We start from the raw sequence: 24,371 nt of genomic DNA, 5'->3' as shown, positions 1-24,371 counted from the left end.
TTCCAACGCCGTGGCGAGGATGTCCACCGCCCATGACCCCGCCCGTCGAGATCGCTTTGGCCCCGTTGGTCCCCGTCCCCGTGCTCTGGGGGCTGGGCGCGCTGGTAGGGCTGTTCACCGCCCTGGCCGTCTGGCGCCGGGCGCGCGGCGCGTGGACGCGCCTGCTGCCCGGTGCCCTGCTGCTTCTGGTGCTGGCCAACCCGCAGGGCGTGGCGGAGCGCCGCGAGCCGCTGGCCGACGTGGCCGTGATCGCGGTCGACGAGAGCACCTCCAACCGACTGGACGGGCGCGCGGCCCGCACGGTAGCCGGGTTGGCGGCGTTGCGCGACTCGCTCGGGGACAGTCCCGACCTGGAGGTTCGCGTGACGCGGGTCGAGGAAACGGACGGCGAACGCGGCACCCGACTGCTTTCCGCCGTGCGGGCCGCCCTGGCAGACGTGCCGCCGTCGCGCCGGGCCGGGGTAATCGCCCTGACCGACGGCCGGGTCCACGACGCCGACACCCTGGACGCCGCCACCCTGGGAGCGCCGCTGCACGTTCTGCTGACCGGGCGTCCGGACGAGGTGGACCGCCACCTTTCGGTCGAGGCGGCGCCGACCTACGGGCTCGTCGGCCGCACGCTGGAGGCCACCGTGCGCCTGCGCGATCCGACGCTGGCCGACGGAACCCCGGTGCCGCTGACTCTGTTTCGCGACGGCCGGCCGGCCGGAACCGTCACGGTGCCCGCCAACCGGCCCGGATCGGTCTCGCTGCCTTTGGAGCACGCCGGGGACACGGTGTTCGAGATGCGGGCACGGCCGGTGCCGGGCGAACTGACCGTCGTCAACAACCGGGCCGCCATCTCGGTCAACGGTGTGCGCGACCGACTGCGGGTGCTGCTGGTCTCCGGCCAGCCGCACGCGGGTGAGCGGGTCTGGCGCAACCTGCTGAAGTCCGACCCCAACGTCGATCTGGTCCACTTCACGATTCTGCGCTCGCCGCACAAGGACGACGCCACGCCGCTGCACGAACTGGCCCTGATCGCGTTTCCCATCGCCGATCTGTTCCAGGAGCGGCTGGACAGCTTCGACCTCATCATTTTCGACCGCTACCGGCGTCAGGGGCTGGTGCCGCTGGGCTATCTGGCCAACGTGGCGGCCTACGTTCGCCGGGGCGGCGCCCTCCTGCTCGCGGTCGGGCCGGAATTCGCGGAGACCGTCAGCCTGTACGACAGCGCGCTGGCCGACGTGCTGCCGGTGACTCCCACCCGGGCCGTCATCGACGAGGCCTTCCGTCCCAACCCCACCGCCATGGGCCGTCGCCATCCGGTCACCGCCAGCCTGCCCGGCCTGCCGTCGGACGCCAACAGCGAACCCGCCTGGGGACGTTGGGCGCGGGTGGTGGAGGCCGACCTCGCGGCCGGTGCGGAAGTCTCCGGGGACGGCCAGACCCTGTTGACCGGCGCGGGCGAGCGTCCGCTGCTGGTGCTGGCGCGAGCCGGCGAGGGCCGGGCCGGCGTTCTGCTCAGCGATACCATGTGGCTCTGGGCCAAGGGCTTCGAGGGCGGCGGCCCACAGGCCGAGCTGCTGCGCCGCGTGGCGCACTGGCTGATGCGTGAGCCGGACCTGGAGGAGGAGACCCTGGGCGCACGCATGGTCGGCGACGGACTGGAGGTCACCCGGCGCGGCCTGGATCCGGAGGCGATGCCGGACACCGTCACCGTCACCGACCCGTTGGGACAGACGCACGAACTGCCCCTGACCGACCAAGGCGACGGCCGCGCGGTGGCGGTGCTGCCCGACGCGGCGCCGGGCGTGCATACCCTGGACGACGGCACCCTGAGCGCCGTGGCCGTGGCCGGCACCCCCAACCCGCTGGAAACGGCCGAGGTCAGGGCGACGGACGCGCCGCTGGCACCGCTCGCCGAGGCCAGCGGTGGGACGGTGCGCTGGCTGGAGACGGACGGCATGCCCGCCGTGCGCCGGGTGTCCGGAACCGGCGCCCTGGCCGGTTCGGGCTGGATCGGCCTGCGCGACACCGGATCCTATCGGGTGGTCGGCGTGGATCAGGCGGCGCTGCTGCCGCCGTGGCTGGCGTTGCTGCTGATCCTGGGCGGGTTGGGGTTGGCGTGGTGGCGCGAGGCACGGTGAGGCTCGGACCGGCCGGTGCACGGGCGCGGTGACCTTGCGGGCGGAACGCCACCCGTCCCATCCGGTGATTCCCTCACGCCCATTTTTGCACTAGGGTCCCTCTCCGTTCCCCCACCCACACAAACATCAGGGATCCGTCCGCCATGGACATCATATTCGGACCCGTGTTCGGCATTCTGCTGATCGTCATCCGCCTTTACATGTGGGTCGTCATCGCTCAGGTGGTGTTGTCCTGGCTGGTGGCCTTCAACGTGGTCAACGGCTACAACCGCTTCATCGCAACGGTGGGCGAAATGCTGTACCGGCTGACCGAACCGGCGCTGGGGCCGATCCGCCGCCGGCTGCCCTCGTTCGGCGGGGTGGACCTGTCGCCCATGGTGCTGATCCTGGGCCTGATCTTCCTGGAAATGCTGTTCACACGGCTGTTGATGAAGCTGGGCTAGCAGGGCATCGCCATGCGCGCCGAGGATGACACCCTGCCTCTGGTCGCCGCCGAGGGTGGGGCCCGCCTGTCGGTGCGCCTGACGCCCCGAGCGGCACGGGCCGGCATCGACGGCATCGCACGGGACGCCGACGGCCGGCCGTGGCTGCGTGTCTCCGTCACCGCCGCGCCCGAGGCCGGCAAGGCCAACGCCGCCCTGGTGGCGCTTCTGGCCAAGGCGTGGAAGGTGCCCAAGGGCGCGATTCAGGTCACGGCCGGCGCCATCGACCGCCGCAAAACCTTGCACATCTCCGCCGACGCGGCGACAGTCGAGGACATCACGGCACGTCTGATGGCCCTGCCCCGCCGGTAATCGCCGCGCCGTGGCGGTCCGCCTCCCGATCCGTCCGCCCACCGTCTGAAAGGAGAGACAGCCATGGCCGGCGGCGCCCGTGTGATCGAGGGTCAGCCCACCGCCCGCGACATGCTGCGGGAGGTGCATAAGGCCGTTCGCGACCTCAACACCGACCACCGCCTGACCGTCACCCTGGCCCTGGTGGTCGTGGGCGACGACGCCAACACCCTGCGTCTGATCGAGAACAAGAAGGCCCGGGCCGAGGAGGCCGGCCTGCGCACCCAGCTCTATACCCTGCCCGCCGACACCACGGACGCCGAGGTCATCACCGTCATCGACGGTTTGAATCACGATGACGCCGTTCACGGCATCCTGGTGCAACACTACCTGCCACGCTACCGCGACGCCCGACGCCTGATCGAGGCCATCGCCCCAAGCAAGGACGTGGACGGGTTCCACACCAGCAATGCCGGGCTGCTGGCCAACGACGCGCCCGCCTTCGTGCCGTGCGAGGCGCTGGCCGGCATCCACCTGCTGAAGACCGTGGTCGAGTCGCGCCCGGTCGGCTGGCACGCCGTGGTCGTCGGCGACACCCACCGCACCGGGCGGCCGGCGGCGCGCCTGCTGCTGAACGAGCGCTGCACGGTGACCGTCGCCAACGAGGACACCCGCGATCTCGCCGAGGTCTGCCGGCAAGCCGATATCCTGGTGGCCGCCACCAACCGCGCCGGCATGATCCGCACCCGCCATGTCAAACCGGGCGCCGCCGTCATTGACCTGGGCCGCAGCCGGGTGACGGTGAACGACGAGTTGCGCATCGTCGGGGACGTCCGATTCGACGAGGTGCGCGAGGTGGCGGGATGGATCACGCCCGTTCCCGGCGGGGTCGGCCCGGTGGCCATCGCCATGTTGATGCGCAACGTCGTCACCGCCTGCCGCCGACAGAACCGGCTGGACGAGAAGGCCCGCCATGGCTGAGACCGGTGGCGGCGCGGGTGCGGCGCCGCGCATCCTGGTGGTGGACGACACCGCCGACATCCGCGATCTGCTGGCGCGCTATCTGGGCCAGCACGGCTTCGCCGTCTCCACGGCCGCCGATGCCGCCGCCGCGCGCAGGGTGTTGGAGGGGCCGACCGACGACCGGCCCGACCTGATGATCCTCGACCTGATGCTGCCGGGCGAGGACGGGCTGTCGCTGTGCCGCGCGCTGCGCGCCGATCCGGCGACGGCCGCGCTGCCGGTGGTGATGCTGACCGCCATGGGCGAGGAGACCGACCGCGTCGTCGGCCTGGAACTGGGCGCCGACGACTACATCCCCAAACCCTTCAATCCGCGCGAGTTGCTGGCCCGGGTGCGGGCCGTGCTGCGCCGCGCCGGCCCGCGCGCGAGTGTCGTGAATGGTGACGCGGAGGCGGCAGCCGACCGGCTGCCGCCGGCCGGTCGGGTACGCTTCGACCGCTGGATTCTGGATCTGGGCCGCCGCGAACTGGAGGGGCCGGACGGTGTCGCGGTGGCGCTGTCGAGCGGTGAGTTCTCCATGCTGCGGGCGTTTGTCGAGCATCCGCAGCGGGTGCTGACCCGCGACCAACTGCTGGATCTGGCGCGCGGCCACAACGCCGCCGTCACCGACCGGTCGATGGACACCCAGGTCTCCCGCCTGCGCCGCAAGATCGAGGTCGACCCCAAGGAGCCGGCCGTGCTGAAAACCGTGTGGGGCGGCGGATACGTGCTCGCCGTACCGGTGGAGCGGCTGTGACCCCCCTTGCGGCCGCGCCCGGAAACGGCGCACGATCCGAGCGTTCTTTCCACCCGCAATCCCCGAACCCCGCACGAGACGCCCCATGCCCCTTTCCGACGTCACCGCCCCCCTGTTCGCTCATCTCGACCGGCTGGGCATCGAGACCACCACGGTCGAGCACCATCCCGTGTTCACGGTCGAGGAGGCCAAGGCCACCTACGACGCGATCTCCGGCGTGCATTGCAAGAACCTGTTCATGAAGGACGCCAAGGGCGCGCTGTTTCTGGTGGTCTGCCCGCATGATCGCGAGATCGTCGCCAACCGGCTGCACAAACGCCTGGGGTGCAAGCGACTGTCGTTCGGCAACGCCGAGCTGCTGCGCGCGGTGCTGGGGGTGGAGCCGGGCTCGGTCACGCCCTTTGCGCTGATCAATGACACGGAACGGCGCGTGACGGTCATTCTGGACGCCCACATGATGGCGTCGGAGGTGGCGAACTATCACCCGCTGGTGAATACCGCGACCACTTCGATCCGCACGGCCGACCTGCGCCGGTTCCTGGACGAGCTGGGCCACGAGATCCGGGAGATCGACCTGACCGCGCCCGAGGAGCCCGCCTGATCCGCAGGCCGATGGGTCCGGACGCCGGCACGCCACCCGCCCCCCCGTTACTCCCCGAACACCATGCCCAGGGGCACGGCCAGATTGACCGTCAAGTTCTCGATGCCCGGGTTGCGGTCGCCCAGTTCGGCGTTCGAGATGTGGTGATAGGCTAAGCCCAGGCGGGTGCCGCCTTCGAACTGCCAGGCCGCCTCCAGGCCGGTGCGGAACTCCAGCGGATAACCCAGGTCGCGGCCGCCCCCGGCGCTGTAGAAGCCAACGGCCGCGCTCGGCGTGACGAGGATGTTCTCACCGAAGAACACGTCGAGCGCAAGGCCGCCGTAGCCGTAGACCGACCCCTCATGGGTCACCTCAACACCGGCGATGGGTGTGAACCGCCACAGCTTCATGGGCAGGCGGGCCTCAGCCCGGAACAGGCCGTACAGGGTGTCTCCGTCCGCCTCATTGTCGGGATTCACGTTGGCGACACCAGCGCCCAGAGCGACGCGGAAGGGCTCCTCCGGCCCGGGAGCCCAGATGTCGTTGCCGCGAATATGATCGCCGATCATGCCCGCACCGATGACGGCCAACGAGGCGGCGGCAATCAGATTGAAGTCCTGATCCGCGCGCGCCGTCGAACCGGGCGCGCCCACGCTCAGGCCCAGGCCTACCAATCCCACGGTCAAGGCCCTGCTCACGGTCCACGTCATGGCCGCCATCTCCCCGTCAACCCAGCAATTGGGCACCTTAGCGGCTCATGGTGGGAAGGCAAACGGTTTCAGGCGGTTTGATCCTGCCCAGGAGTGTCAATTAATGCCGAACTCAGTCCGCCCTCCGGATCGCGGCGCCGCTCGGTACCACCGGACTTGCGGAAGTCACTGTCGCGACGCCGCCGATCCGGCCCCACATATCCCTTGGAGCGGATGTACAGTCGGCGGCGCTCGATCACCGCGCGCATGCGCGAATACAGGCTGCTCACCGAGATCGGCTTGGCCAGGAACTCATCGATCCCGGCGTCGCGGGCCTCGACCACCCGGAACGCCTCGGTATGGCCGGTCAGCATGATGATGGGCACGTAAGGGTTCGGGCTGTCCTTCGAGGTTCGCAACAGCCGCGTCAGCTCCAGCCCGTCCAGCGGCGCCATGTCGATATCGGCGATGACGATGTCGGCCTCCACCACGCGCATCATCTTCAGGGCATCCGCCCCATCGGCGGCTGCCTTGATCGTTCCGACGCCAAGGGAGCGCAGGATCTCCGTGACGATCAGGCGCATGTGCGTATTGTCGTCAACGATCAGGACGCACAGCCGGCTGAGGTCGAGACCCATGAGACCGTCCTTTTTGTAAACTTCCCCTCTCTTCAATGTCAGGGTGCGACCCGTCAGGTCAAGTTCGCCGCGCCCCGCCGGGCGACAGGGCGTTTCGGCGCTGGCCAACGCGCCGGTCGACGCGTATGAAGAAGAACCGGAAACGGATGGAAAACGCGGCGGCGGTCCCGGCCGGCCGCCGGCCACAACGGGAGCCCGGGCACGACACCATGGAACAGAGCTTGATCCTGTGGGCCACGGATGTGTTGTGGGGCCTTCTGTTCGCCGTCGTCGCCGTGTTCCTGCTGGTCGCCGGCGTCTACATGACCGTGGGGCCGGCACTGCGGCAGGGCCGGGCCGAGCGGCGGGTGGCCCGCTCGCTGCACAAGGCCGGCCTGACCTGCCTGAACGATCTGGTCCTGAAGGGCCGGCACGGCGGGCTGTGCCAGATCGATCATCTGGTGCGCTTGCCCACCGGCCTCGTGGTTCTTGAGACATGCATGCGGTCGGGCCGTCTGATCGGGCGGCGCGGCGCCCGCGTCTGGCGCCAGGACCTGGGCCTGGAAATCTATCATTTCGGCAACCCGCTCCTCCGTCTGAACCGCGCCATGACGGCCGTGCGCGCGGCGCTTGCCGAGGCGGACGCCGAAGACCTGACGGTCACCGGTCAGGTGCTGGTGCCCGGACGCACCCAATTTCCGCGCGGCCGTCCCGAGGGTGTCGCGCCGCTCGGGCCGTTTCTGCAGGAGTTACGGGCGGCGGACGCGGACGGATCAGCGCCCTCCGCATCCGTCGAGCAGGCCTGGACCGCGTTGCACGACGCGGGGCTGGCCCGGCACAGGGGTGGACCCGGATCCTGGTCGGCCATGCCCCGCCGCGCCCTGCGCCGTTTGATGGCGGATCAGCGTACCGCCACGGGCGTGGTCTTCCTGGGCGCCGGCGGGCTGATGCTGCTGGCGCTGGCCGTGGGCACCGGACTGATGGCCTGACCCCGGCCGAGGCCAGTGGTCCAATGCCTCCCTATCCCCTTTGTCGAGTTCGTCCCGTCATGCCCGATGCCAATGCCGCAGCACCCGCGTTCGATCCAGCCGTTGCCCGCGCGCGTTTCCCCGCCTTCCGAACCGGCCCCTGCGCGGGCTGGGCGTTTTTCGAGAACGCCGGCGGCACCTATGTCCCCCAGGCCGTCCTGGACCGCCTGACCCGCTTCATGATCGAGGCCAAGGTGCAGCCGGGCGCACCCTTCCCGGCGTCGGCGCTGGCGTCGGCCATGATCGCTGAAGGCACGGCCGCCATGGCCACGATGGCCAATGCTCCGGTCGACACCCTGGTGATTGGCGCCGATACCTCGACCAACCTGCATGTCCTGGCCAACGCGTTGGCCCCGCTGTTCGAGCCGGGCGACGAGATCATCGTCACCAACCTGGACCACGAGGCCAACATCACGCCATGGCGGCGCTTGACACGGGTGGGCGCGACGATCCGGGAATGGCGCCTCGATCCGGAGACGGCCGCGCTGGACATCGCGGACCTTGAGTCCCTGTTGACCGAGAACACCCGGCTGGTGTGCCTGCCCCATGCCTCCAACGTCACCGGCGCGGTGAGCGATGCCGCCCACGCCGTCCGGCTGGCGCACGAGGCCGGCGCGCTGGCGGTGGTGGACGGCGTGTCGTTCGCCCCACATGCGCTGGTGGACGTGATGGCGCTGAACGCCGACGCCTATGCGTTCAGTCCTTACAAGGTGTTCGGGCCGCATGTGGGCGTTCTGGCGCTGCGGCCGGAACTGCCGGGACGTCTGGAGAACCAGAACCACATGTTTCTCGCCGGCAAGGGCACCCTGCCGCTCAATCCCGGCGGCCCCCCGCACGAACTGGCGGCGGCACTGGCCGGGATCACCGACTATCTGGAAGCCCTCGACCGGGACTTGGGGGGCGGGCCGGACGATGCCCCGCGCACCCGCGTCGAGCGCCTGTTCGGCGCCTTCGAGGCCCATCAGGAGGCCCTGACCGCGCGTCTGCTGGCGGGCCTGCACGCCATCCCCGGGATCCGGGTGATCGGCGCCCAGGAGGCCGGGACGCACCGCTCGCCCACCGTGGCCTTCGTGCATGAGCGCCTGTCGTCCCGCGACATCGCATCGACGCTGCACGCCCGCAAGGTCGCCGTCCGTCACGGGAATTTCTACGCCTGGCGGGCCATCGAGGCGCTGGGCCTGGATCCGGACGACGGCATCGTCCGCGCCAGCATGGTCCACACCAACACGGCCGAAGACGTCGACCGCCTGCTCGACGCCCTGCCGGGGGCATAGGGGGGCGACCATCGGCCGCCCGCCCGGACACGCCCTACTTCCCCGCGATCTGCGCGGCCTTGTTGACCATCACCTCGGCCTGCTTGATGGAGGCGATGTCGATCAGCTTGCCGTCCAGGGTCACGGCGCCACGACCCTCTTTCTTGGCCTGCTCCATGGCCTCCAGGATCGCCTTGGCCTTGGCGATGTCCTTTTCGGTCGGTGTGAAGATCTCGTTGGCGAGATCGACCTGGGAGGGGTGGATCGCCCACTTGCCCTCGCAGCCCAGTACCATGGCACGGCGCGCCTGGGCGGTGTAGCCGTCCGGGTCCTTGATGTCCCCGAAGGGGCCGTCCAGCGGGCGCAGGCCGTGGGCGCGCGCGGCCACCACCATGCGGGCGATGGCGTAGTGCCACATGTCGCCCCAATGATAGTCGCGGCTGCCGTCGTCGGCCGGGTCGGTCAACACACCGTAGTTCGGATTGGGACCGCCGATTCCCACGGTGGCCGCCTTGGTTGAGGCCGCATAGTCGGCGACGCCGAAATGCAGGCTCTCGTTGCGCGGCGAGGCGGCGGCGATTTCATGGATATTGGCCATGCCCAGCGCGGTCTCGATGATCATCTCAAAGCCGATGCGCTTCTCGACCTTGGTCGCGGCCTCGATCTGGCTGACGATACAGTCCACCGTGTACACGTCGGCGGCGGTGCCGACCTTGGGGATCATGATCAGGTCCAGCTTGCCGGGGGCGCCCTCCAGCACCTCGACCAAGTCGCGGTACATGTAGTGCGTGTCCAGGCCGTTGATACGCATGGACACGGTCTTGCCGCTCCAGTCCAGATCGTTCAGCGCCGCGATGATGTTCTTGCGGGCTTTCTCCTTCTCGTCGGGCGCGACCGCGTCCTCCAGGTCCAGGAACACCACGTCGGCGGCCCCCTGCGCGGCCTTTTCCAGAAAACGCGCGCTGGAGCCGGGCACGGCCAATTCGGAACGGTTCAGGCGCGCCGGAGCCTGCTCGATGACGGTGAAGCTCATGAAGTCCTCCAAGATCGACTGATACGGGGAAGCTTGTTTCTCCCCTTGGGACGAGACCGAGCGTCGGTCCCGGACCGTGGACGCGGCGTCCCGTCGCGCCGGAAACCCCGGCGCCAGCGGATCACCGCTCATCCCTGTGCCGGCAATATAGTCAATGCTGCACTGCGAACAAACCTTTCGGCGGCGCGGAGGCCGCCGGGCGGCGCCGTCAGGTCCCCTGTCGTCCAACCGCATCGAGACCTTCTGTGGGCGCGGAGTTCCTTTTCGGCGTCACTCGCCGATGACATGCGCCGCAACCTGACGGCGACCACCGCGCGCGCGGTGTTCGACCACGAACAGCCCCTGCCAGGTGCCCAGGACCATGCGGCCGTCCCTGACCGGAATCGAGAGTTGCACGTTGGTCAGCAGGGTTCGGATATGCGCGGGCATGTCGTCCGGCCCCTCCAGCCCATGGCGGTACAGCGAGGGATCGCGCGGCGCCAGCACCGCGAGGCGGTCGGTCAGATCGGCGAGCACGTCCGGGTCGGCGTTCTCGGTGATGGTCAGTCCGGCCGATGTGTGCTGGATCAGCAGGGTCAGCAGGCCGTCGCGGATGCCGCTGTCGGCCACGAGCCGGGCGGCGTCGCGGGTGAACTCAACGAAGCCGGTGCCGCGTGTCTGAACGGTCAGGGTGTCGTGATGCTGGCGCATGGTCAGGGTCCATGTTGATCCGGCTTGGGTGCGTTGCCCCCCGCCGCATCCGGCCTCGGTCCCCGACGTCTTCGCCCGCTGGTCCGGGCCTGCGCGGGATGTCTTACGCGGGTTGGGCGGGGTTGATCGGATCCGAGCCCGACCTCAACACCCGGTCTCGCGGCAGCAGAACGCGGAAGGTGCTACCCGTGCCGACCGTGCTCTCGACGGTGATCCGGCCGCCGTGCAGGTCCACCATGGCCTTGGTCATGGCAAGCCCCAGTCCCGCGCCTTCCCGGGCGCTGACGTTCGCGCCCTTGCCGCGCCGGAACGGTTGGAAGATGCTCTCCACCTCATCGGCCGGAATGCCGATTCCGGTATCCCGCGCCTCCAGGAACACGCTGCCATCGCCCATGTGTCCCACCACCAGACCAACCGTTCCGCCGTCGGGCGTGAACTTCAGGGCATTGCCCAGAAGGTTGAGCAGGACCCGGCGCAGGGCGCGACTGTCGCCGCGCACCCAAAGGGGGCCATCGGGCACACCGCCGGGAGTCCAGGTGACGGCGTCGCCGCGCGGCTGCGAGCGCATCCAGGACAGGCAGTCCCGCGCCAGCGTGGTCAGATTGACGGGCTCATCCTCGATGATCTGACGGCCGGCCTCGGCCCGGGACAGATCGAGCAGATCGTTGATCATGGTCAGCAGATGGTGACCCGCCTCGCCGATGATGCGCGCGTAGTCGGTGACCCGATCCGATGTCGGCCCCACTCGGCCGGACTGGATCAACTCGGAAAACCCGATGATCGCGTTCAGCGGTGTTTTGAGTTCGTGACTGACGTTGGCCAGAAACTCGCTCTTCTGGCGCGAGGCCGTGACCGCCTCGTCACGGGCGGCGGCCAAGGCCTCGGCGGTGCGGTGGAAGGCGGTGACATCGCGGAAGGTGAACACGTCCCATTCCACGACGGATCCGTTGTCGCGCACCGCCAGCATGTTGCGGGCGACCGTTTCCAGCGCCCGCCGCCCCAGCGACCGTGACCAGCAGTCGAACGTTTGGGGACCGGACAGGACCTTGCGGCGAAGGTCGTCGGGCAGGCCGATCCGCGCCGCGACGGTGTGCAGAGATTCACCCTCGATCGTGCCGGGTTCCAGGTCGAACAGGTCGAGAAAGGTCTGGTTGGTGGCTACGACGCGAGCCCGATGCCCGGACTGTCGCAGGGTCAGCAGAACTCCCTGTCCCGCCGCGTCCAGGGTCCCGCCTGGCACGGTGCGCGCATCCTTGAAGCGCATGGCGAGGCCGCGCACGGCGTTTCCCAAGGCCTCGGCCGGATTGTCCGCGCCAACATGACGGCCCACCGCGGTCCCGGCGCGGGTCAGCAGGTCGGCGCACCACCTCTCCCACGGACGCGACCGATCCTCGACTCTTTCCCTCCAGGCGGCGAAGGAGTTGCGCGGACTGATGCGCTCCTTGCCCTCTTCGCGGATCGCCGGCTTGTTGGGATCGCCGGCCCAGAACACATTGCGGGATTCGGGTTCGCGGAATGCGGCGATGGCCACAAGGGGCGCGCGAGACATCACCAGGACGGCGCACCCCGCGATATCCCCGGACACCCCCACGACGGGTTCGTCCGCATTCGGCCCTTCGCCGTCGCCAACGGCGCCGATCTCGGCGCTGAGCGCGTCCGTCATGAAAACCGGACCGTCCGTCCGGGCGGCCATCTCCAGGACTCTGGCGATCACCGGCCCGCTGGGGCAGCGGCCGACCAGGGCCATCGCCCCATCCGCTGCCACCATGGCGCCCTGGGCCTCCAGGTCCTCGACGAGGCGCTGATCGCCCATCAGAAGGGCGGACACCGGATCCTGACCCTCGCTCAAGCGCCGATCGAGCCGGCCCATGGCGAAGTCCACGGCGCGCGCGCGGCGCACCGCCTCCATCTGCTCCTGGGCCTTGACGTGGGCGACCAGATCGCCGACCCGCCGCATCACCGCCGCGCGCTGCGCGGGCGGGGTCAGACGAGGACGCCGGTGGTGGCAGGCCACCATGCCCCACAGTTCTCCGTCGATGATGATCGACGCGGTCAGCGACGCCGCCACCCCCATGTTGCGCATGTATTCAAGGTGGTAGGGCGAGACGCTGCGGAGGCCGGACAGGCTCAGATCGGGCGCCTGTGCGTCCTCGGCGGTGCCGGGCTCGGCCACGATGGAGACCGGCCGGGCGTCCACGTCGGCGATCACCCGCAGCAGGTTCAGGGTGAAAAGCTGGCGCGCCTGAGAGGGAATGTCCGTGGCCGGATAGCGCAGACCGAGATAGGGCACCATCTCCGGGCGGCGCATCTCGGCGATGACCTCACCGCTCCAGTCCGGATGGAACATGTAGATCATCACCCGGTCATAGCCGGTTTCCTCGGCCACCGCGCGCACGGCACGGTCGGCCAGACGATGCAGCACGTCGTCGCCCATTTCCGCCAAAGAATCGGGTACGGCGGTGAGGGCCGGCACGGTCGGCGCGGTCTCCTCGGCAGGCAGACGCTCGACCTCGACGAACAGGCGGCCGGCGTGCCGGTGAACCGTGACGGCGCAGGGCTCGGACGAGCCGGGCGGACAAACCGCCGTCGCCGCGGTCGGCCCCGCCCGGGTCCCGATTCCCCGAATCAGGTCGACGAGGCGCTGGGCCACCGGGGCCTCCAGAACGTCCGGCAGGGATTTCCCCAACACGGCTTCGGGGGGCTGCCCCAGGAATCCGGCGATATTGGCGCTGACGTGGGTAATCCGGGTGGCGTCGGCATCAAGCGCCAACAGGTATCCGTGCGGCTGGATGTGGCCGAGTAAATGGATTGGTTCGGCCTCGCACTCCGACAGGTCAAGTCCCGTCGGCGGTGTGCCGCCGTCCTTTGGCATCGGACCGTTCGTGGCCCCCGACGTGCCCGGGTTGCTCAACGTCTCAAACCCCTCCCAAAGTCCATGCGGTCCCAAAAGGCTCGAACCGATCCGCGCCGCCTTCGGGACCATGCGGCCTGCCCATCATACCGGAGCTTGCCCGCAGAGGTAAGTTCTCAATTGGACGGGACTGGTTTCCGGCCGCCTGCGTCTTTAGAGAAGGCTTTTCGAAAGCGGCCTGACGGCCCGCACACGGGCTCAGGCCGTTCAAGCCGCGTTGGGGCCGGCATGAGGAGTCCGTTGACGGGATTCGACGGGGCGACGCGATGGGCACGGGCTTCGCTTGAAACCGGGGAGACGAGAGCCGATCTGTTGGAATTCTGACCCGACGGTTCCCTTTTCCATCGAATCCCCCGCGCCCGCCGAGATCGAGCGGATCGTCGCGCCCGTCGCATCGGCCCTTGCCTTCTCGGGGCAACAGCGGCCCCCTGTGTCAAGCTCCCGCCAACAGCAGTTCTCATTTTGGCCGCGCGGCCTCCGAAGGGAACGGCTGTGAGCCCCAGGCGCGAGCCGAACGCCCTCCCCTGGATAGGGGAGGGCCTGGGGTGGGGTTGAAAAGAAAGCCCGTGGGGTTGAAAAGAAAGCCCGTGGGGTTGAAAAAAGGCCCGCGGGGTTGATGCGGCAAGCGGGGTCCGTGCGGACATCCCCTCGCCCCCCTCCCAACGTCCCCCCGAAGGGGGAGGAGAACAGGCCGGCACCGGCCGCAACCGGTGTTCTCCCTCCATCCTGAGAATTGCTGTCCCGCCAATCCTTTCATTGACTCGCCGGGGCGCGCCGGCCTAAAAAGCCGTCTTCCGTCCGGGCCTTGTCCGGCCGGATCGTCTTCGTACCGCATTGGGTCGTGACGTTTGCCGCCACGGCGGCCCGCCAGTCCGCGAGGGTTCGCGCACTGGCGTGTTTGCTGTTGGCGTAACGCGACGCGGCGCGGACCAATAGGCTTGGGGTTTGGTCATGTTCGAAGGGCTGTCGGGTCGTCTCGGCGACGTTCTGGAGAAACTGCGCGGCAAGGGCAGCATCTCCGAGGACGACGTGAAGGAGGCCATGCGGGAGGTGCGCGTCGCCCTCCTGGAGGCCGACGTTGCCCTGCCGGTGGTCAAGGACTTCGTCGCCAAGGTGCGCGCGCGCGCTGTCGGTCAGGAGGTGCTGAAGTCCGTTACCCCGGGCCAGATGGTCATCAAGATCGTTCACGACGCCCTGGTGGAAATGCTGGCCGGCGAGGTCGGCGGCGCGGCGGACGACGAGGATGAGGACGAGCGGAGCGCCCGCAAGCGCGACCGGGTGACCGAGGCCCTGGACCTCAACACCACGCCGCCGGTCCCGATCCTGATGGTCGGCCTGCAGGGCTCCGGCAAGACCACCACGTCGGCCAAGATCGGCCTGCGCCTGAAGACCATGCAGCGCAAGAAGGTGCTGATGGCCTCGCTGGACGTGCAGCGCCCGGCGGCCCAGCATCAGCTTGCCGTGCTCGGCGAACAGACCGGCGTCGACACCCTGCCCATCATCATGGGCCAGAAGCCCGTGCAGATCGCCAAGCGGGCCCTGGATGAGGGCCGCAAGGGCGGCTACGACGTGGTCATCCTCGACACCGCCGGCCGGTTGGCCATCGACGAGGAGTTGATGGAGGAGGTGGCCGAGGTCCGCAAGATCACCAACCCGGCCGAGACCCTGCTCGTCACCGACGCCATGATCGGCCAGGACGCCGTCGTCGTGGCCACCGAGTTCAACGAGAAGGTCGGCATCTCCGGCATCGTTCTGACCCGTGTGGACGGCGACTCCCGGGGCGGCGCGGCCTTGTCCATGCGCGCCATCACCGGCCGGCCCATCAAGCTGATGGGCACCGGCGAGAAGATGGACGCCCTGGAGGAATTCCAGGCCGACCGCGTCGCCGGGCGCATCCTGGGCATGGGCGATGTCGTCAGTCTGGTGGAAAAGGCGGCCCGCTCGATTCAGGTGGACGAGGCCGAAAAGCTCGCCCGGCGCATGGAGAAGGGCAAGTTCGACCTGGAGGACATGCTCTCCCAGTTCCGACAGGTCCGCCGTATGGGCGACGTCAAGGGCTTGCTCGGCCTGATGCCCGGCGTCGGCAAGATGAAAAAGCAGATCGAGGCCGCCAACATCGACGATTCGATGATCAAGCGCCAGGAAGCCATCATCCTGTCCATGACCCGGCGCGAGCGGCGCTATCCCGACATCATCAAGGCCTCGCGCAAGAAGCGCATCGCCGCCGGCGCTGGCACCACGGTGCAGGAGGTCAACAAGCTGCTGAAACAGCATCAGCAGATGGCCCAGATGATGAAGAAGGTCAAAAAGATGGGCGGCATGAAGGGCTTGGCCGAACAGATGGGCGGCATGTTCGGCGGCGGCGGTGGCGCCCCCGACATGGGCGACATGGACCCGAAAATGCTGGCCGACATGGCGCAGCGGGGCGAGCTGCCGCCCGAACTGGCCGATGGCAAACTGCCGCCCGGCCTGGGCGCCGGGGGCGCGGGTGGCCCGGCCTTGCCCCCTGGGCTGGGCGCCGGTGGTCCCGGCCGATCCGGGCTCCCCACCAACCTGATGATGCAGCGGCCCAAGGGCCGCAAGAAATAGACACCTGAACACCGAGAACAAGAAACACCAGGAGAGAGCAAGCATGTCCCTCAAGATCCGTCTGTCCCGTGGTGGCGCCAAGAAGCGGCCGTTCTACCGTGTGGTGCTGGCCGATGCGCGGTCGCCGCGCGACGGCCGCTTCATCGAGAAGCTGGGCACCTACGATCCCTTGCTGCCGCGCGAGCACGAGGAGCGCGTCCGCCTGAAGGAGGAGCGCATCCGCCACTGGATGGCCCAGGGCGCGCAGCCGACCGACCGCGTGGCCAAGTTCCTCGCCGAGGCCGGCCTGATGGACGCCCGCCCGCATCCGGAGCAGACCAAGAAGAACCAGCCCAAGGCCAAAGCCCAGGAGCGTCTGCGCGAGGCTCAGGAGAAGGCCGAGGCCGCCGCTGCCGCCGCCGAGGCGGACGCCGCACCCGCGGACGGCGACGCTACGTAATCTCCCCTGGGAGCCGGGACCATGGCCGAACGGGTCTGCCTGGGCGTGGTGGTCGGCGTGCACGGGGTGCGCGGCGCGGTGCGGGTCAAGAGCTTCACGGCCGACCCCGCCGATGTGGGCGCTTACGGCCCCGTCTGGACCGAGGACGGGGCGCGGTCGTGGGGCCTGTCGGTGGTCGGCGACGCCAAGGGCGTGGTGCTGTGCCGCCTCGACGGCGTCGATGACCGCACCGCCGCCGAGGCGTTGAAGGGCCTGCGGCTGTATGTCCCGCGCGACGCGCTGCCGCCGGCCGGGGAGGACGAGGAATACTACCACGCCGACCTGATCGGCCTGAGGGTGGAGCGACAGGACGGCACGGCGCTGGGCACGGTGCGCGCGGTGCACGATTTCGGGGCCGGCGATGTGCTGGACGTGACGCCGACGGCGGCGGGCGGAAAGCCGCTGATGATCCCGTTCACCCGGGCCGCCGTGCCGGTGGTGGATGTGGCGGCGGGCCGGGCGGTGGTGGCCGATCTGCCGGGGCTGCTGGAGGACGCGGGCGCGGACGAGGGCAACGGCAATGGCTGAGACCGGGGCTGAGACCGGTGCCGCGCGTCCCTGGTCGGCGGTGGTGCTGACGCTGTTCCCGGAGATGTTTCCGGGTCCGCTGGGGCTGTCGCTGGCCGGCAAGGCGCTGGCCGAGGGGGTGTGGACGCTGGACGCGGTGGACATTCGGGGCTATGCCCGGGACCGTCACCGCACCGTGGATGACACGCCGTTCGGCGGTGGCGCCGGCATGGTGATGCGCCCCGACGTGGTGAGCGACGCGGTGGCCGCGAACCACACGCCGGAGCGGCGGCTGATCTACCCGTCCCCGCGCGGGCGGGTGCTGGATCAGGCGCTGGTGCGGGAGCTGGCCGCCGGGCCGGGGGTGACCCTGGTGTGCGGTCGCTACGAGGGCCTGGACCAACGTGCGATTGACGCGTGGTCCATGGAGGAGGTCAGTGTCGGCGATGTCGTCCTCTCCGGGGGCGAGCCGGCGGCGCTGGTGATGCTGGACGCGGTGGTGCGGCTGCTGCCCGGGGTGACGGGCAAGGCCGAATCGCTGGCGGAGGAGAGTTTCGAGACCGGCCTGCTGGAGTATCCGCACTACACGCGGCCGCAGGTGTGGGACGGACGGACCGTGCCCGAGGTGCTGGTTTCCGGTCACCACGGCCGCGTCGCCCAGTGGCGGCGCGAACAGGCCGAGGCGATCACCCGGAACCGGCGCCCCGATCTGTGGGCACGGTATGTGGAGAAGGAGTAGGGTGGAGTCGCCGCGCAGCGGCAATCCGCCACAGACGGCACCACACATGGCGGGTTGCGCCTTCGGCGCGAACCCGCCCTACGAAGAAGAGGTGTTAACTGGGCACGTCTGCGCTGAATGGAGTGTGCCAAACCCGAGCGAATCTTTGTTCTTTATCGCCCCAGCTCGGTCCTTCGGACCTCGCGGGGCTCCGCGGCTTCGCCGCGCCGACGCGGTCGCGTCGGATGTGGTGTGCCAATCCCGGGCGACCGCCCGGGCGGGCCGAAGGCCCGAAGCCGCGCGATCCTGACGGATCGCGGCGGCGACTGAAATGTGAACTGCCGCGTGATCCGTCAGGATCGTTGCGGCGATGAAAACAAAAACGCCAATGAAAACCAACCAAGATTGATGCGAAAGGACGACAGACCATGAACCTCATCGAACAGCTTGAGAAAGAGCAAATCGAAAAGGCGCTGGAGCAGCGCGGCGTGCCGGAGTTCTCCCCGGGCGATACCGTCAAGGTCCACCTGAAGGTGGTCGAGGGCCAGCGCAGCCGTATCCAGGTTTACGAGGGCGTGGTCATCGCGCGCCGCAACGCCGGCTTCAACAGCTCCTTCACGGTGCGCAAGCTCTCGTTCGGCGAGGGTGTGGAGCGCGTCTTCCCGCTGTACGCTCCGACCATCGACCGCATCGAGGTGGTGCGCCGAGGCAAGGTCCGCCGCGCCAAGCTGTACTATCTGCGGGGCCGTCGCGGTCGCTCGGCGCGCATCGTCGAGGACGGCACCGCGACGCAGAAGGCGCTGCATCACGAGCGCGAGGTCTCCAAGGCCCGCAAGGACGCCGCCAGCACCAAGGGTGAGTAGCACGCCACCGGGACCACCGGCCGGGATTTCGGTTCCGGCCTAAGGTCTTATCCGGAGACCGGGTGACTCGTTCGCGATCCGGCGAATTGGCCCGTAGGTTGGGGTGAGCGAAGCGAACCCCAACACCATTCGGTTCTGGTGGCCGGATCCGTTGGGGTTCGCTTCGCTCACCCCAACCTACGGGTTGGCGGCCAACGCACGGGAGCCGATCATCCGGGTTCCGGATTACACCGCGAACGACGTTCCACACCCGCAGGTCGCGGTGGCGTTCGGGTTGCGGATGGTGAAGGCGGCGGCCATCAGATCCTCGACATAGTCGATCTCCGAGCCGTCCAGAATCTCCAGAGAGGCCTCATCGATCACCACGCGGATGCCGTGGGCCGCGAACACCCGGTCGTCGTCGGCCACCACCCGGTCCAGGTCGAAGCGGTACTGAAAGCCGGAGCATCCCCCGCCCTCGACGATCACGCGCAGCATGGGCTCTGGCGCCGGCTCTCCGGCGATCAGGGTGCGCACGCGGGCGGCGCAGGCCTCGCTGACGGACAGCGTGCCGGCCGGCGGGGGGGCGGTCTGGGTCTCGGCTTCGGTCATGGCATGGCGTCCCGGCTGGCGGAACCGCGCAGGGTCCGCACGAACAGTCCCCGGCCATGTAGGCACGTCGCGCCCGCCTGTCGAGGGGGAGCGCCCCTGTCGCACCGACCCCGACCGCGCCGCCCTACTTGTTCTTGAAGTCCGGCTGGCGCTTCTCGACGAAGGCGGCCATGCCTTCCTTCTGGTCCTCGGTGGCGAAGGTGGAGTGGAACAGGCGGCGCTCGAACCGCAGACCCTCGCCCAGCGTGGTCTCGAAGGCGCGGTTGACCGCCTCCTTGGTCATCATCACCACCGGCAGCGACAGGTCGGCGATCTTAGAGGCCGTCTTGATGGCCTCGTCCTTGAGGTCATCGACCGGCACGACGCGGCTGACGAGGCCCGCACGCTCGGCCTCGGCGGCGTCCATCATGCGGCCGGTCAGGCACATCTCCATGGCCTTGGACTTCCCGACGAAACGGGTCAGACGCTGGGAACCGCCGGCGCCGGGCATGGTGCCGATGGTGATTTCCGGCTGGCCGAACTTGGCGTTCTCGGCCGCCAGAATGAAGTCGCACATCATGGCCAACTCGCAGCCGCCCCCCAGGGCATAGCCGGAGACGGCCGCGATCACCGGCTTGCGGCAGGTGGAGGCCCGCTCCCAGTCCACGGTGATGAAGTCCTCCATGTAGACGTCCATGTAGGACTTGGAGGCCATCTCCTTGATGTCGGCGCCGGCGGCGAAGGCCTTCTCGCTGCCGGTCAGGACAATGGCGCCGATGTCGTCGTTGGCCTCGAAGCTGTCCAGCGCCTGCGCCAGTTCCCGGGTCAGGCCCTTCGACAGGGCGTTCAGGGCCTTGGGCCGGTTCAGGACAATGACGCCCACCTTGCCGTGGGTCTCGACCAGAATGTTCTCGTAGGCCATATCTCAACGCTCCGCACTGGTCCGCGCCCGTCCGGTGCGCGGGAAAATGACTCTGAATCCTCACGGGCCCGGCGCGATCCGGAACCGCACCGTCAGGGGATCGGGCGCGGACGGAAACGTCAGCGTCAGGACCTCTCCCTCCCGATGAAAGGTGAGGTCGCCGACTCGCCTCCAGCCCAACTGTTCCAGGCTTTCGCGGTAAAACCCCCCAACCGCATCCGCCGACAGGAATCCGACGGCATACGCCTCCACGATACGGCCCTGGCCGGTCTCGAACACCACGCCGCGATCCGGCACCTCGCGAAGCCCGGGCATCAACGGCAGATCCTCGGTCCCGGTCACGAAGACGCCCGCCTCGTCGGCCACGCCGGGCGAGGGCATGGCCGCCAGGAGCGCAAGCGCCAGAAGCGCGCCAACCGCGTGTTTCGGTCCCCGTGTCATGGCCCCGCACGCTACATCAGCGTTGCCGCGCCGCACAGAAAAATGTCGAGCGGCCATTCTGCACCAAGCGCCGAATGCCGCCGGTGCGGGCAAGGTCGCAATCGCAGCCGGGACAGGGCAGTCCCTCGCGGTCATAGACGGCGAAGGCGTGCTGAAAATAGCCTAGGGTACCATCGGCGCGGCGGTGGTCGCGCAGCGTCGAGCCGCCCGACTCCAGCGCCTCCAGAAGCACGGCCTTGATCGCGGAGGCCAGCCGGACGGCGCGCGCGCCCGTCACCGTTCCCGCCAGCCGGCGCGGCGACAGGCCGGCGCGGAACAGGCTTTCGCTGACATAGATATTGCCGAGACCGGCGACCACGCGCTGGTCGAGCAGCGCCGCCTTGATGGAACACCGCTTGCCGGCCAGCCGCGCCGCCAGCGCCGGGCCGTCGAAGGCCTCGTCCAGCGGCTCCGGCCCCAGGTGGGCGAGCAGTGGGTGCGACGCCAGCCCGGCCGCGTCGGCGAGCAACAGGGCGCCGAATCGGCGCGGATCATGAAAGGTCAGGCGCGCGCCCGCGTCGGTCTCGAAGAGGACGTGATCGTGGGGGTCGGGCGCCGCTGCCGTGGGACGTGTCGCCAGCGAGCCCGACATGCCCAGGTGCCCGATCACCGCGCGGCCGTCGTCCAGCCGGATCAGCAGGTACTTGCCGCGCCGGTCCAGCGCCTCGACCCGCCGGCCGGTCAGGGCACGGGCGAATCCGGCCGGCACCGGCCAGCGCAACAGAGGCTGGCGCACCACGACCCGCGCCAGCCGACGGCCCAGCAACAGCGGTTCCAGGCCGCGGCGGACGGTCTCCACCTCGGGCAGTTCGGGCATGGCGGCGCGCGCTCCGGATCGACGGACAACCGCCTCATATAGACGCCCGATCCGCGTGCAACAATTCTGGTGCGATGCGATGTGATCCGCTATGTTGCCGGCCATGACGCACCAAGACTCCGACCTGCCGGAGTCCGGCTCCGCCGCCCCGGCCGACCCGGACACCACCCACTTCGGATACCGCACCGTCCGCGCCGCCGAGAAGGCGGGCATGGTCCGGGGCGTGTTCGATTCCGTGGCCTCGCGCTATGACCTGATGAACGACCTGATGAGCGGCGGCGTCCACCGCCTGTGGAAGGATTCGTTCGTCCATCAGGTCTCGCCCCGACCGGGCATGGCCTGCCTGGATGTCGGCGGCGGCACCGGTGACATCGCCTTCCGCCTGCTCGACCACATGACGCGCCGCGCCGAGGCGAAGCGCCGCCAGACGGAAGACGAGACCACCGACGAGGCGCTGGCCCAGGCGCCGCCGGCCGGGGGCGGGCGGGTCACCGTCTGCGACATCAACGAGAACATGATCCGGGTCGGCCGCGACCGCGCGCTCGACCGGGGCTTGGTGACGGGCCTGGACTGGCTGGTCGGCGACGCCGAGAAACTGCCCGTGGATGACGCCAGCGTCGATGTCTACACCATCGCCTTCTGCCTGCGGAACGTCACCCACATCGACAACGCCCTGGCCGAGGCCCGCCGGGTGCTGAAACCGGGCGGACGGTTCTACTGCCTGGAGTTCAGCAAGGTGGTGCTGCCGGGCCTGGACCGGCTGTACGACGTCTATTCGTTCTCGGTGTTGCCCACGCTGGGGCAGGTGGTCGCCAGAGACCGCGAGTCCTACGAATATCTGGCGGAAAGCATCCGCCGCTTCCCGCCCCAGGAGGAATTGTGCCGTCGCATGACCGCCGCCGGCCTGCGGCACGCCCGCTATCGCAACCTGTCGGCGGGAATCGCCGCGATTCATTCGGGTTGGCGCCTCTGATCGTGACCGACGATGAGAGCCGTGCCTTCGTTTCAAGATCGCCGCGGCGAACCGATGACGGTTTGGTTCTCCCGCCACGTCGGCGCGCTTGCGCCGACCGGCCCCCGAAAAGGCTAGCCTTTTCTGAGGCCGGTGTGACTCCGACCCCGGACCTGTCCTGATGCAACGCCTCGGCCGTAATCTGCTTCGCCTGTGGGTGATCGCCCGCGTGCTGGCGCGCCACAACGCCCTGTTCCTGGTGGAACGGGTCGGCGTGGCCAAGCCGGTCATCGCGGCCGCCCGCCTGTTCGTCAACGAGAAGGCCCCGGGGCGCCCGGGCCAGCGGCTGGCCAATGCCCTGGTCGAACTGGGGCCGACGGCCATCAAGTTCGGTCAGGCGCTGTCCATCCGCTCCGACCTGCTGGGCGAGGAGATCGCCGCCGACCTGTCCGGGCTTCAGGACCGCCTGCCGCCGTTCCCGTTCGAGGATGTCCGCGAGATCATCGAATCGGAACTCGACCGGCCGCTGGAAGCGGCGTTCGAGGCATTCGAGGAAACGCCCGTCGCCGCCGCCTCCATCGCCCAGGTCCATTACGCCGTCACCCCGCCCGACAAGACCTACCCGGAGGGCCGCAAGGTTGCGGTCAAGGTGCTGCGCCCGGGAGTCGAGACCGCGTTCCGCCGCGATGTCGGCCTGCTGATCTGGCTGGCGGAACTGATGGAGGCCACCCAGCCGATCATGAAGCGGCTGAAGCCGGTGGAGACCATCCGCACCTTCGAGATTTCGGTCCACATGGAGATGGACCTGCGATTCGAGGCCGCCGCCGCCTGCGAGATGGCGGAGAACTTCGCCGGTGACGAGACCTTCCGCGTGCCCGAGGTGGACTGGACCCGCACCGCCCAACGCGTCATGACGCTGGAGCGCATCGTCGGCCTGCCTATTGACGAGATCGACCAACTCGTGGCCGCCGGGCTGGACCCGCTGGAGGTCATTCGCCGCACCTCCAACGCCTTTTTCAACATGGTGTTCCGCGACGGATTCTTTCACGCCGACATGCACCCCGGCAACCTGTTCGTGGAGCCCGACGGCACCGTCGTAGCGGTGGACTTCGGCATTATGGGCCGTGTCGATTCCGCGACCCGCCGCACCCTGGGCGAGATGCTGCTGGGGTTCCTGACCCGCGACTATCGCCGCGTCTCCGTGGCCCACTTCGTTGCTGGCTGGATCCCGGCCGACCAGTCGGTCGAGGCCTTCACCCAGGCCTCGCGTTCCATCGCCGAGCCCATCCTGGGTAAGCCCCTGGCCGAAATCTCCATCGCCCGCCTGCTGGGGCAGCTCTTCCAGGTCACCGAGACCTTCAACATGTCCACCCAGCCGCAGCTTCTGATGTTGCAGAAGAGCCTGCTGGTGATCGAGGGCGTGGGGCGCACCGTGGCGCCCACGGTGAACATGTGGGAGTTGGCGCAGCCCCTGATCGAGAAGTGGATGGCCGAGACCCTTGGACCGGTGGGCCGCCTGCGCAGCGGCATGGAAACACTGGCCACGGCGGCGGACCGGCTTCCGAAGATCCTGGATCACGCCGATCGGGCCGCCTCGATGATCAGCGCCGACGGCCTCCGGTTGCATCCCGACACCCTGAAGGCCATGCGGCCACGCCCCAACCCGTTCAGGCAGGCGCTGCCCTGGGGCCTGATCGCGATCCTGGGAACGCTGCTGATTCTGAGTTGAGGAACCGGGGGCGCAGCAGTTCTCATTTTGGCCGCCCGGCCTCCGAAGTGAACGGCTTGTCGCCCCTGGCGCGCACCGGCCCCCTCCCCTGGATAGGGCTATCCGATTCACACATCTTCACTTATGCTCGTCATTGTGAGAAGCGCAGCCCAATTAAAAATATAGGCTCAATTAGCGTTAGGTATGCGTTCCCGTTTTTGGTATCATAAAGGATGCTGAACGCGGGAGGCGGGTATGGATCGGGACACGTTTTTGGTTTGGCTTTCGGAGGTTGATGGTCTGAC

Annotated in this window: 24 protein-coding genes; 15 read left to right on the top strand and 9 right to left on the bottom strand. The window is 68.9% G+C overall.

The window, feature by feature from the left end:
* The first annotated feature begins 32 nt into the window (after positions 1-32).
* The 6 genes from BLS85_RS16260 (at position 33) to BLS85_RS16235 (ending at position 5,262) form a co-directional block, all read left to right on the top strand.
* Positions 33-2,129, top strand: coding sequence for a hypothetical protein (locus BLS85_RS16260; protein WP_092787796.1), 2,097 nt, complete (start codon positions 33-35; stop codon positions 2,127-2,129).
* Positions 2,130-2,272: 143 nt separating this feature from the next.
* Positions 2,273-2,572, top strand: a complete 300-nt coding sequence (locus BLS85_RS16255; RefSeq protein ID WP_092787795.1) for a YggT family protein — start codon at positions 2,273-2,275, stop codon at positions 2,570-2,572.
* A 12-nt stretch (positions 2,573-2,584) separates the two neighbouring features.
* The gene (locus BLS85_RS16250) at positions 2,585-2,923 is read left to right on the top strand and encodes a DUF167 family protein (RefSeq protein ID WP_092787794.1); all 339 of its coding nucleotides are present in this window, start codon (positions 2,585-2,587) and stop codon (positions 2,921-2,923) included.
* Between the two features lie 63 nt (positions 2,924-2,986).
* Positions 2,987-3,883: a bifunctional 5,10-methylenetetrahydrofolate dehydrogenase/5,10-methenyltetrahydrofolate cyclohydrolase gene (locus BLS85_RS16245; protein ID WP_092787793.1), complete on the top strand. Its 897-nt coding sequence runs from the start codon at positions 2,987-2,989 to the stop codon at positions 3,881-3,883.
* The gene (locus tag BLS85_RS16240; RefSeq protein ID WP_092787792.1) at positions 3,876-4,661 is read left to right on the top strand and encodes a response regulator; all 786 of its coding nucleotides are present in this window, start codon (positions 3,876-3,878) and stop codon (positions 4,659-4,661) included. The genes BLS85_RS16245 and BLS85_RS16240 overlap by 8 nt, the downstream gene beginning before the upstream one ends.
* 85 nt (positions 4,662-4,746) lie before the next feature.
* A complete protein-coding gene (locus tag BLS85_RS16235; protein WP_092787791.1) occupies positions 4,747-5,262 on the top strand; it encodes a prolyl-tRNA synthetase associated domain-containing protein in 516 nt (171 codons plus the stop codon).
* 47 nt (positions 5,263-5,309) lie between these two features.
* Here the strand turns inward: BLS85_RS16235 and BLS85_RS16230 are convergent, their stop codons facing one another.
* Both BLS85_RS16230 and BLS85_RS16225 read right to left on the bottom strand, forming a co-directional pair.
* Entirely contained in the window at positions 5,310-5,951 is a 642-nt protein-coding gene (locus tag BLS85_RS16230; RefSeq protein WP_092787830.1) for an acyloxyacyl hydrolase, read from the bottom strand.
* A 68-nt stretch (positions 5,952-6,019) separates the two neighbouring features.
* Entirely contained in the window at positions 6,020-6,568 is a 549-nt protein-coding gene (locus BLS85_RS16225; protein WP_092787790.1) for a response regulator, read from the bottom strand.
* Positions 6,569-6,777: 209 nt separating this feature from the next.
* Here BLS85_RS16225 and BLS85_RS16220 point away from each other — a divergent pair, with 209 nt between their 5' ends.
* Both BLS85_RS16220 and BLS85_RS16215 read left to right on the top strand, forming a co-directional pair.
* A complete protein-coding gene (locus BLS85_RS16220) occupies positions 6,778-7,536 on the top strand; it encodes a nuclease-related domain-containing protein (RefSeq protein WP_176793832.1) in 759 nt (252 codons plus the stop codon).
* 59 nt (positions 7,537-7,595) lie between these two features.
* Positions 7,596-8,849, top strand: coding sequence for an aminotransferase class V-fold PLP-dependent enzyme (locus tag BLS85_RS16215; protein ID WP_176793830.1), 1,254 nt, complete (start codon positions 7,596-7,598; stop codon positions 8,847-8,849).
* A gap of 34 nt (positions 8,850-8,883) precedes the next feature.
* Here BLS85_RS16215 and BLS85_RS16210 read toward each other — a convergent pair whose 3' ends face one another.
* From BLS85_RS16210 to BLS85_RS16200, 3 genes are all read right to left on the bottom strand, one after another.
* Entirely contained in the window at positions 8,884-9,861 is a 978-nt protein-coding gene (locus tag BLS85_RS16210; RefSeq protein ID WP_092787829.1) for an HpcH/HpaI aldolase/citrate lyase family protein, read from the bottom strand.
* 270 nt (positions 9,862-10,131) lie between these two features.
* Positions 10,132-10,551 (bottom strand): secondary thiamine-phosphate synthase enzyme YjbQ, encoded by a 420-nt coding sequence (locus BLS85_RS16205; RefSeq protein ID WP_092787787.1) that lies wholly within the window; start codon positions 10,549-10,551, stop codon positions 10,132-10,134.
* A 103-nt stretch (positions 10,552-10,654) separates the two neighbouring features.
* The gene (locus tag BLS85_RS16200; RefSeq protein ID WP_176793828.1) at positions 10,655-13,423 is read right to left on the bottom strand and encodes an ATP-binding protein; all 2,769 of its coding nucleotides are present in this window, start codon (positions 13,421-13,423) and stop codon (positions 10,655-10,657) included.
* 990 nt (positions 13,424-14,413) lie between these two features.
* On the opposite strand from BLS85_RS16200, the gene BLS85_RS16195 reads away from it, so the two are divergent.
* The 5 genes from BLS85_RS16195 (at position 14,414) to rplS (ending at position 18,617) form a co-directional block, all read left to right on the top strand.
* A complete protein-coding gene (locus BLS85_RS16195) occupies positions 14,414-16,051 on the top strand; it encodes a signal recognition particle protein (protein WP_092787785.1) in 1,638 nt (545 codons plus the stop codon).
* A gap of 43 nt (positions 16,052-16,094) precedes the next feature.
* Positions 16,095-16,490, top strand: coding sequence for a 30S ribosomal protein S16 (gene rpsP, locus BLS85_RS16190; RefSeq protein WP_092787784.1), 396 nt, complete (start codon positions 16,095-16,097; stop codon positions 16,488-16,490).
* 21 nt (positions 16,491-16,511) lie between these two features.
* Positions 16,512-17,057: a ribosome maturation factor RimM gene (rimM, locus tag BLS85_RS16185; protein WP_092787783.1), complete on the top strand. Its 546-nt coding sequence runs from the start codon at positions 16,512-16,514 to the stop codon at positions 17,055-17,057.
* Entirely contained in the window at positions 17,050-17,775 is a 726-nt protein-coding gene (gene trmD, locus BLS85_RS16180) for a tRNA (guanosine(37)-N1)-methyltransferase TrmD (protein ID WP_092787782.1), read from the top strand. Before rimM ends, trmD begins: the two co-directional genes overlap by 8 nt.
* 407 nt (positions 17,776-18,182) lie before the next feature.
* Positions 18,183-18,617, top strand: a complete 435-nt coding sequence (rplS, locus tag BLS85_RS16175; protein ID WP_092787781.1) for a 50S ribosomal protein L19 — start codon at positions 18,183-18,185, stop codon at positions 18,615-18,617.
* Between the two features lie 225 nt (positions 18,618-18,842).
* On the opposite strand, the gene erpA is transcribed toward rplS, so the two are convergent.
* The 4 genes from erpA to mutM all read right to left on the bottom strand — a co-directional run bounded on the left by erpA (position 18,843) and on the right by mutM (position 21,406).
* Positions 18,843-19,208, bottom strand: coding sequence for an iron-sulfur cluster insertion protein ErpA (gene erpA, locus BLS85_RS16170; RefSeq protein ID WP_092787780.1), 366 nt, complete (start codon positions 19,206-19,208; stop codon positions 18,843-18,845).
* A 124-nt stretch (positions 19,209-19,332) separates the two neighbouring features.
* Positions 19,333-20,109 (bottom strand): enoyl-CoA hydratase, encoded by a 777-nt coding sequence (locus BLS85_RS16165; RefSeq protein ID WP_092787779.1) that lies wholly within the window; start codon positions 20,107-20,109, stop codon positions 19,333-19,335.
* Between the two features lie 60 nt (positions 20,110-20,169).
* Positions 20,170-20,550, bottom strand: a complete 381-nt coding sequence (locus BLS85_RS16160) for a hypothetical protein (protein ID WP_092787778.1) — start codon at positions 20,548-20,550, stop codon at positions 20,170-20,172.
* A gap of 16 nt (positions 20,551-20,566) precedes the next feature.
* The gene (gene mutM, locus BLS85_RS16155; protein ID WP_092787777.1) at positions 20,567-21,406 is read right to left on the bottom strand and encodes a bifunctional DNA-formamidopyrimidine glycosylase/DNA-(apurinic or apyrimidinic site) lyase; all 840 of its coding nucleotides are present in this window, start codon (positions 21,404-21,406) and stop codon (positions 20,567-20,569) included.
* A gap of 103 nt (positions 21,407-21,509) precedes the next feature.
* Here mutM and BLS85_RS16150 point away from each other — a divergent pair, with 103 nt between their 5' ends.
* Both BLS85_RS16150 and ubiB read left to right on the top strand, forming a co-directional pair.
* Positions 21,510-22,379 (top strand): class I SAM-dependent methyltransferase, encoded by an 870-nt coding sequence (locus tag BLS85_RS16150; RefSeq protein WP_092787828.1) that lies wholly within the window; start codon positions 21,510-21,512, stop codon positions 22,377-22,379.
* A 160-nt stretch (positions 22,380-22,539) separates the two neighbouring features.
* Positions 22,540-24,087: a 2-polyprenylphenol 6-hydroxylase gene (gene ubiB / locus BLS85_RS16145; RefSeq protein ID WP_092787776.1), complete on the top strand. Its 1,548-nt coding sequence runs from the start codon at positions 22,540-22,542 to the stop codon at positions 24,085-24,087.
* The last annotated feature ends 284 nt before the right edge of the window (positions 24,088-24,371 follow it).

This window comes from Rhodospira trueperi (genome assembly GCF_900101965.1).
Taxonomy (GTDB): Bacteria; Pseudomonadota; Alphaproteobacteria; order Rhodospirillales; family Rhodospirillaceae; genus Rhodospira; species Rhodospira trueperi.
Note: the sequence above shows the minus strand (reverse complement) of the source record. Positions and strands in the feature narration are given on the sequence as shown.

Bases quoted from the DNA above. Each gene is read 5' to 3' on its own strand.
- BLS85_RS16260 (WP_092787796.1), top strand. From the start codon at position 33: ATGACCCCGCCCGTCGAGATCGCTTTGGCCCCGTTGGTCCCCGTCCCC.
- BLS85_RS16255 (WP_092787795.1), top strand. From the start codon at position 2,273: ATGGACATCATATTCGGACCCGTGTTCGGCATTCTGCTGATCGTCATC.
- BLS85_RS16250 (WP_092787794.1), top strand. From the start codon at position 2,585: ATGCGCGCCGAGGATGACACCCTGCCTCTGGTCGCCGCCGAGGGTGGG.
- BLS85_RS16245 (WP_092787793.1), top strand. From the start codon at position 2,987: ATGGCCGGCGGCGCCCGTGTGATCGAGGGTCAGCCCACCGCCCGCGAC.
- BLS85_RS16240 (WP_092787792.1), top strand. From the start codon at position 3,876: ATGGCTGAGACCGGTGGCGGCGCGGGTGCGGCGCCGCGCATCCTGGTG.
- BLS85_RS16235 (WP_092787791.1), top strand. From the start codon at position 4,747: ATGCCCCTTTCCGACGTCACCGCCCCCCTGTTCGCTCATCTCGACCGG.
- BLS85_RS16230 (WP_092787830.1), bottom strand. From the start codon at position 5,951: ATGACGTGGACCGTGAGCAGGGCCTTGACCGTGGGATTGGTAGGCCTG.
- BLS85_RS16225 (WP_092787790.1), bottom strand. From the start codon at position 6,568: ATGGGTCTCGACCTCAGCCGGCTGTGCGTCCTGATCGTTGACGACAAT.
- BLS85_RS16220 (WP_176793832.1), top strand. From the start codon at position 6,778: ATGGAACAGAGCTTGATCCTGTGGGCCACGGATGTGTTGTGGGGCCTT.
- BLS85_RS16215 (WP_176793830.1), top strand. From the start codon at position 7,596: ATGCCCGATGCCAATGCCGCAGCACCCGCGTTCGATCCAGCCGTTGCC.
- BLS85_RS16210 (WP_092787829.1), bottom strand. From the start codon at position 9,861: ATGAGCTTCACCGTCATCGAGCAGGCTCCGGCGCGCCTGAACCGTTCC.
- BLS85_RS16205 (WP_092787787.1), bottom strand. From the start codon at position 10,551: ATGCGCCAGCATCACGACACCCTGACCGTTCAGACACGCGGCACCGGC.
- BLS85_RS16200 (WP_176793828.1), bottom strand. From the start codon at position 13,423: ATGCCAAAGGACGGCGGCACACCGCCGACGGGACTTGACCTGTCGGAG.
- BLS85_RS16195 (WP_092787785.1), top strand. From the start codon at position 14,414: ATGTTCGAAGGGCTGTCGGGTCGTCTCGGCGACGTTCTGGAGAAACTG.
- rpsP (WP_092787784.1), top strand. From the start codon at position 16,095: ATGTCCCTCAAGATCCGTCTGTCCCGTGGTGGCGCCAAGAAGCGGCCG.
- rimM (WP_092787783.1), top strand. From the start codon at position 16,512: ATGGCCGAACGGGTCTGCCTGGGCGTGGTGGTCGGCGTGCACGGGGTG.
- trmD (WP_092787782.1), top strand. From the start codon at position 17,050: ATGGCTGAGACCGGGGCTGAGACCGGTGCCGCGCGTCCCTGGTCGGCG.
- rplS (WP_092787781.1), top strand. From the start codon at position 18,183: ATGAACCTCATCGAACAGCTTGAGAAAGAGCAAATCGAAAAGGCGCTG.
- erpA (WP_092787780.1), bottom strand. From the start codon at position 19,208: ATGACCGAAGCCGAGACCCAGACCGCCCCCCCGCCGGCCGGCACGCTG.
- BLS85_RS16165 (WP_092787779.1), bottom strand. From the start codon at position 20,109: ATGGCCTACGAGAACATTCTGGTCGAGACCCACGGCAAGGTGGGCGTC.
- BLS85_RS16160 (WP_092787778.1), bottom strand. From the start codon at position 20,550: ATGACACGGGGACCGAAACACGCGGTTGGCGCGCTTCTGGCGCTTGCG.
- mutM (WP_092787777.1), bottom strand. From the start codon at position 21,406: ATGCCCGAACTGCCCGAGGTGGAGACCGTCCGCCGCGGCCTGGAACCG.
- BLS85_RS16150 (WP_092787828.1), top strand. From the start codon at position 21,510: ATGACGCACCAAGACTCCGACCTGCCGGAGTCCGGCTCCGCCGCCCCG.
- ubiB (WP_092787776.1), top strand. From the start codon at position 22,540: ATGCAACGCCTCGGCCGTAATCTGCTTCGCCTGTGGGTGATCGCCCGC.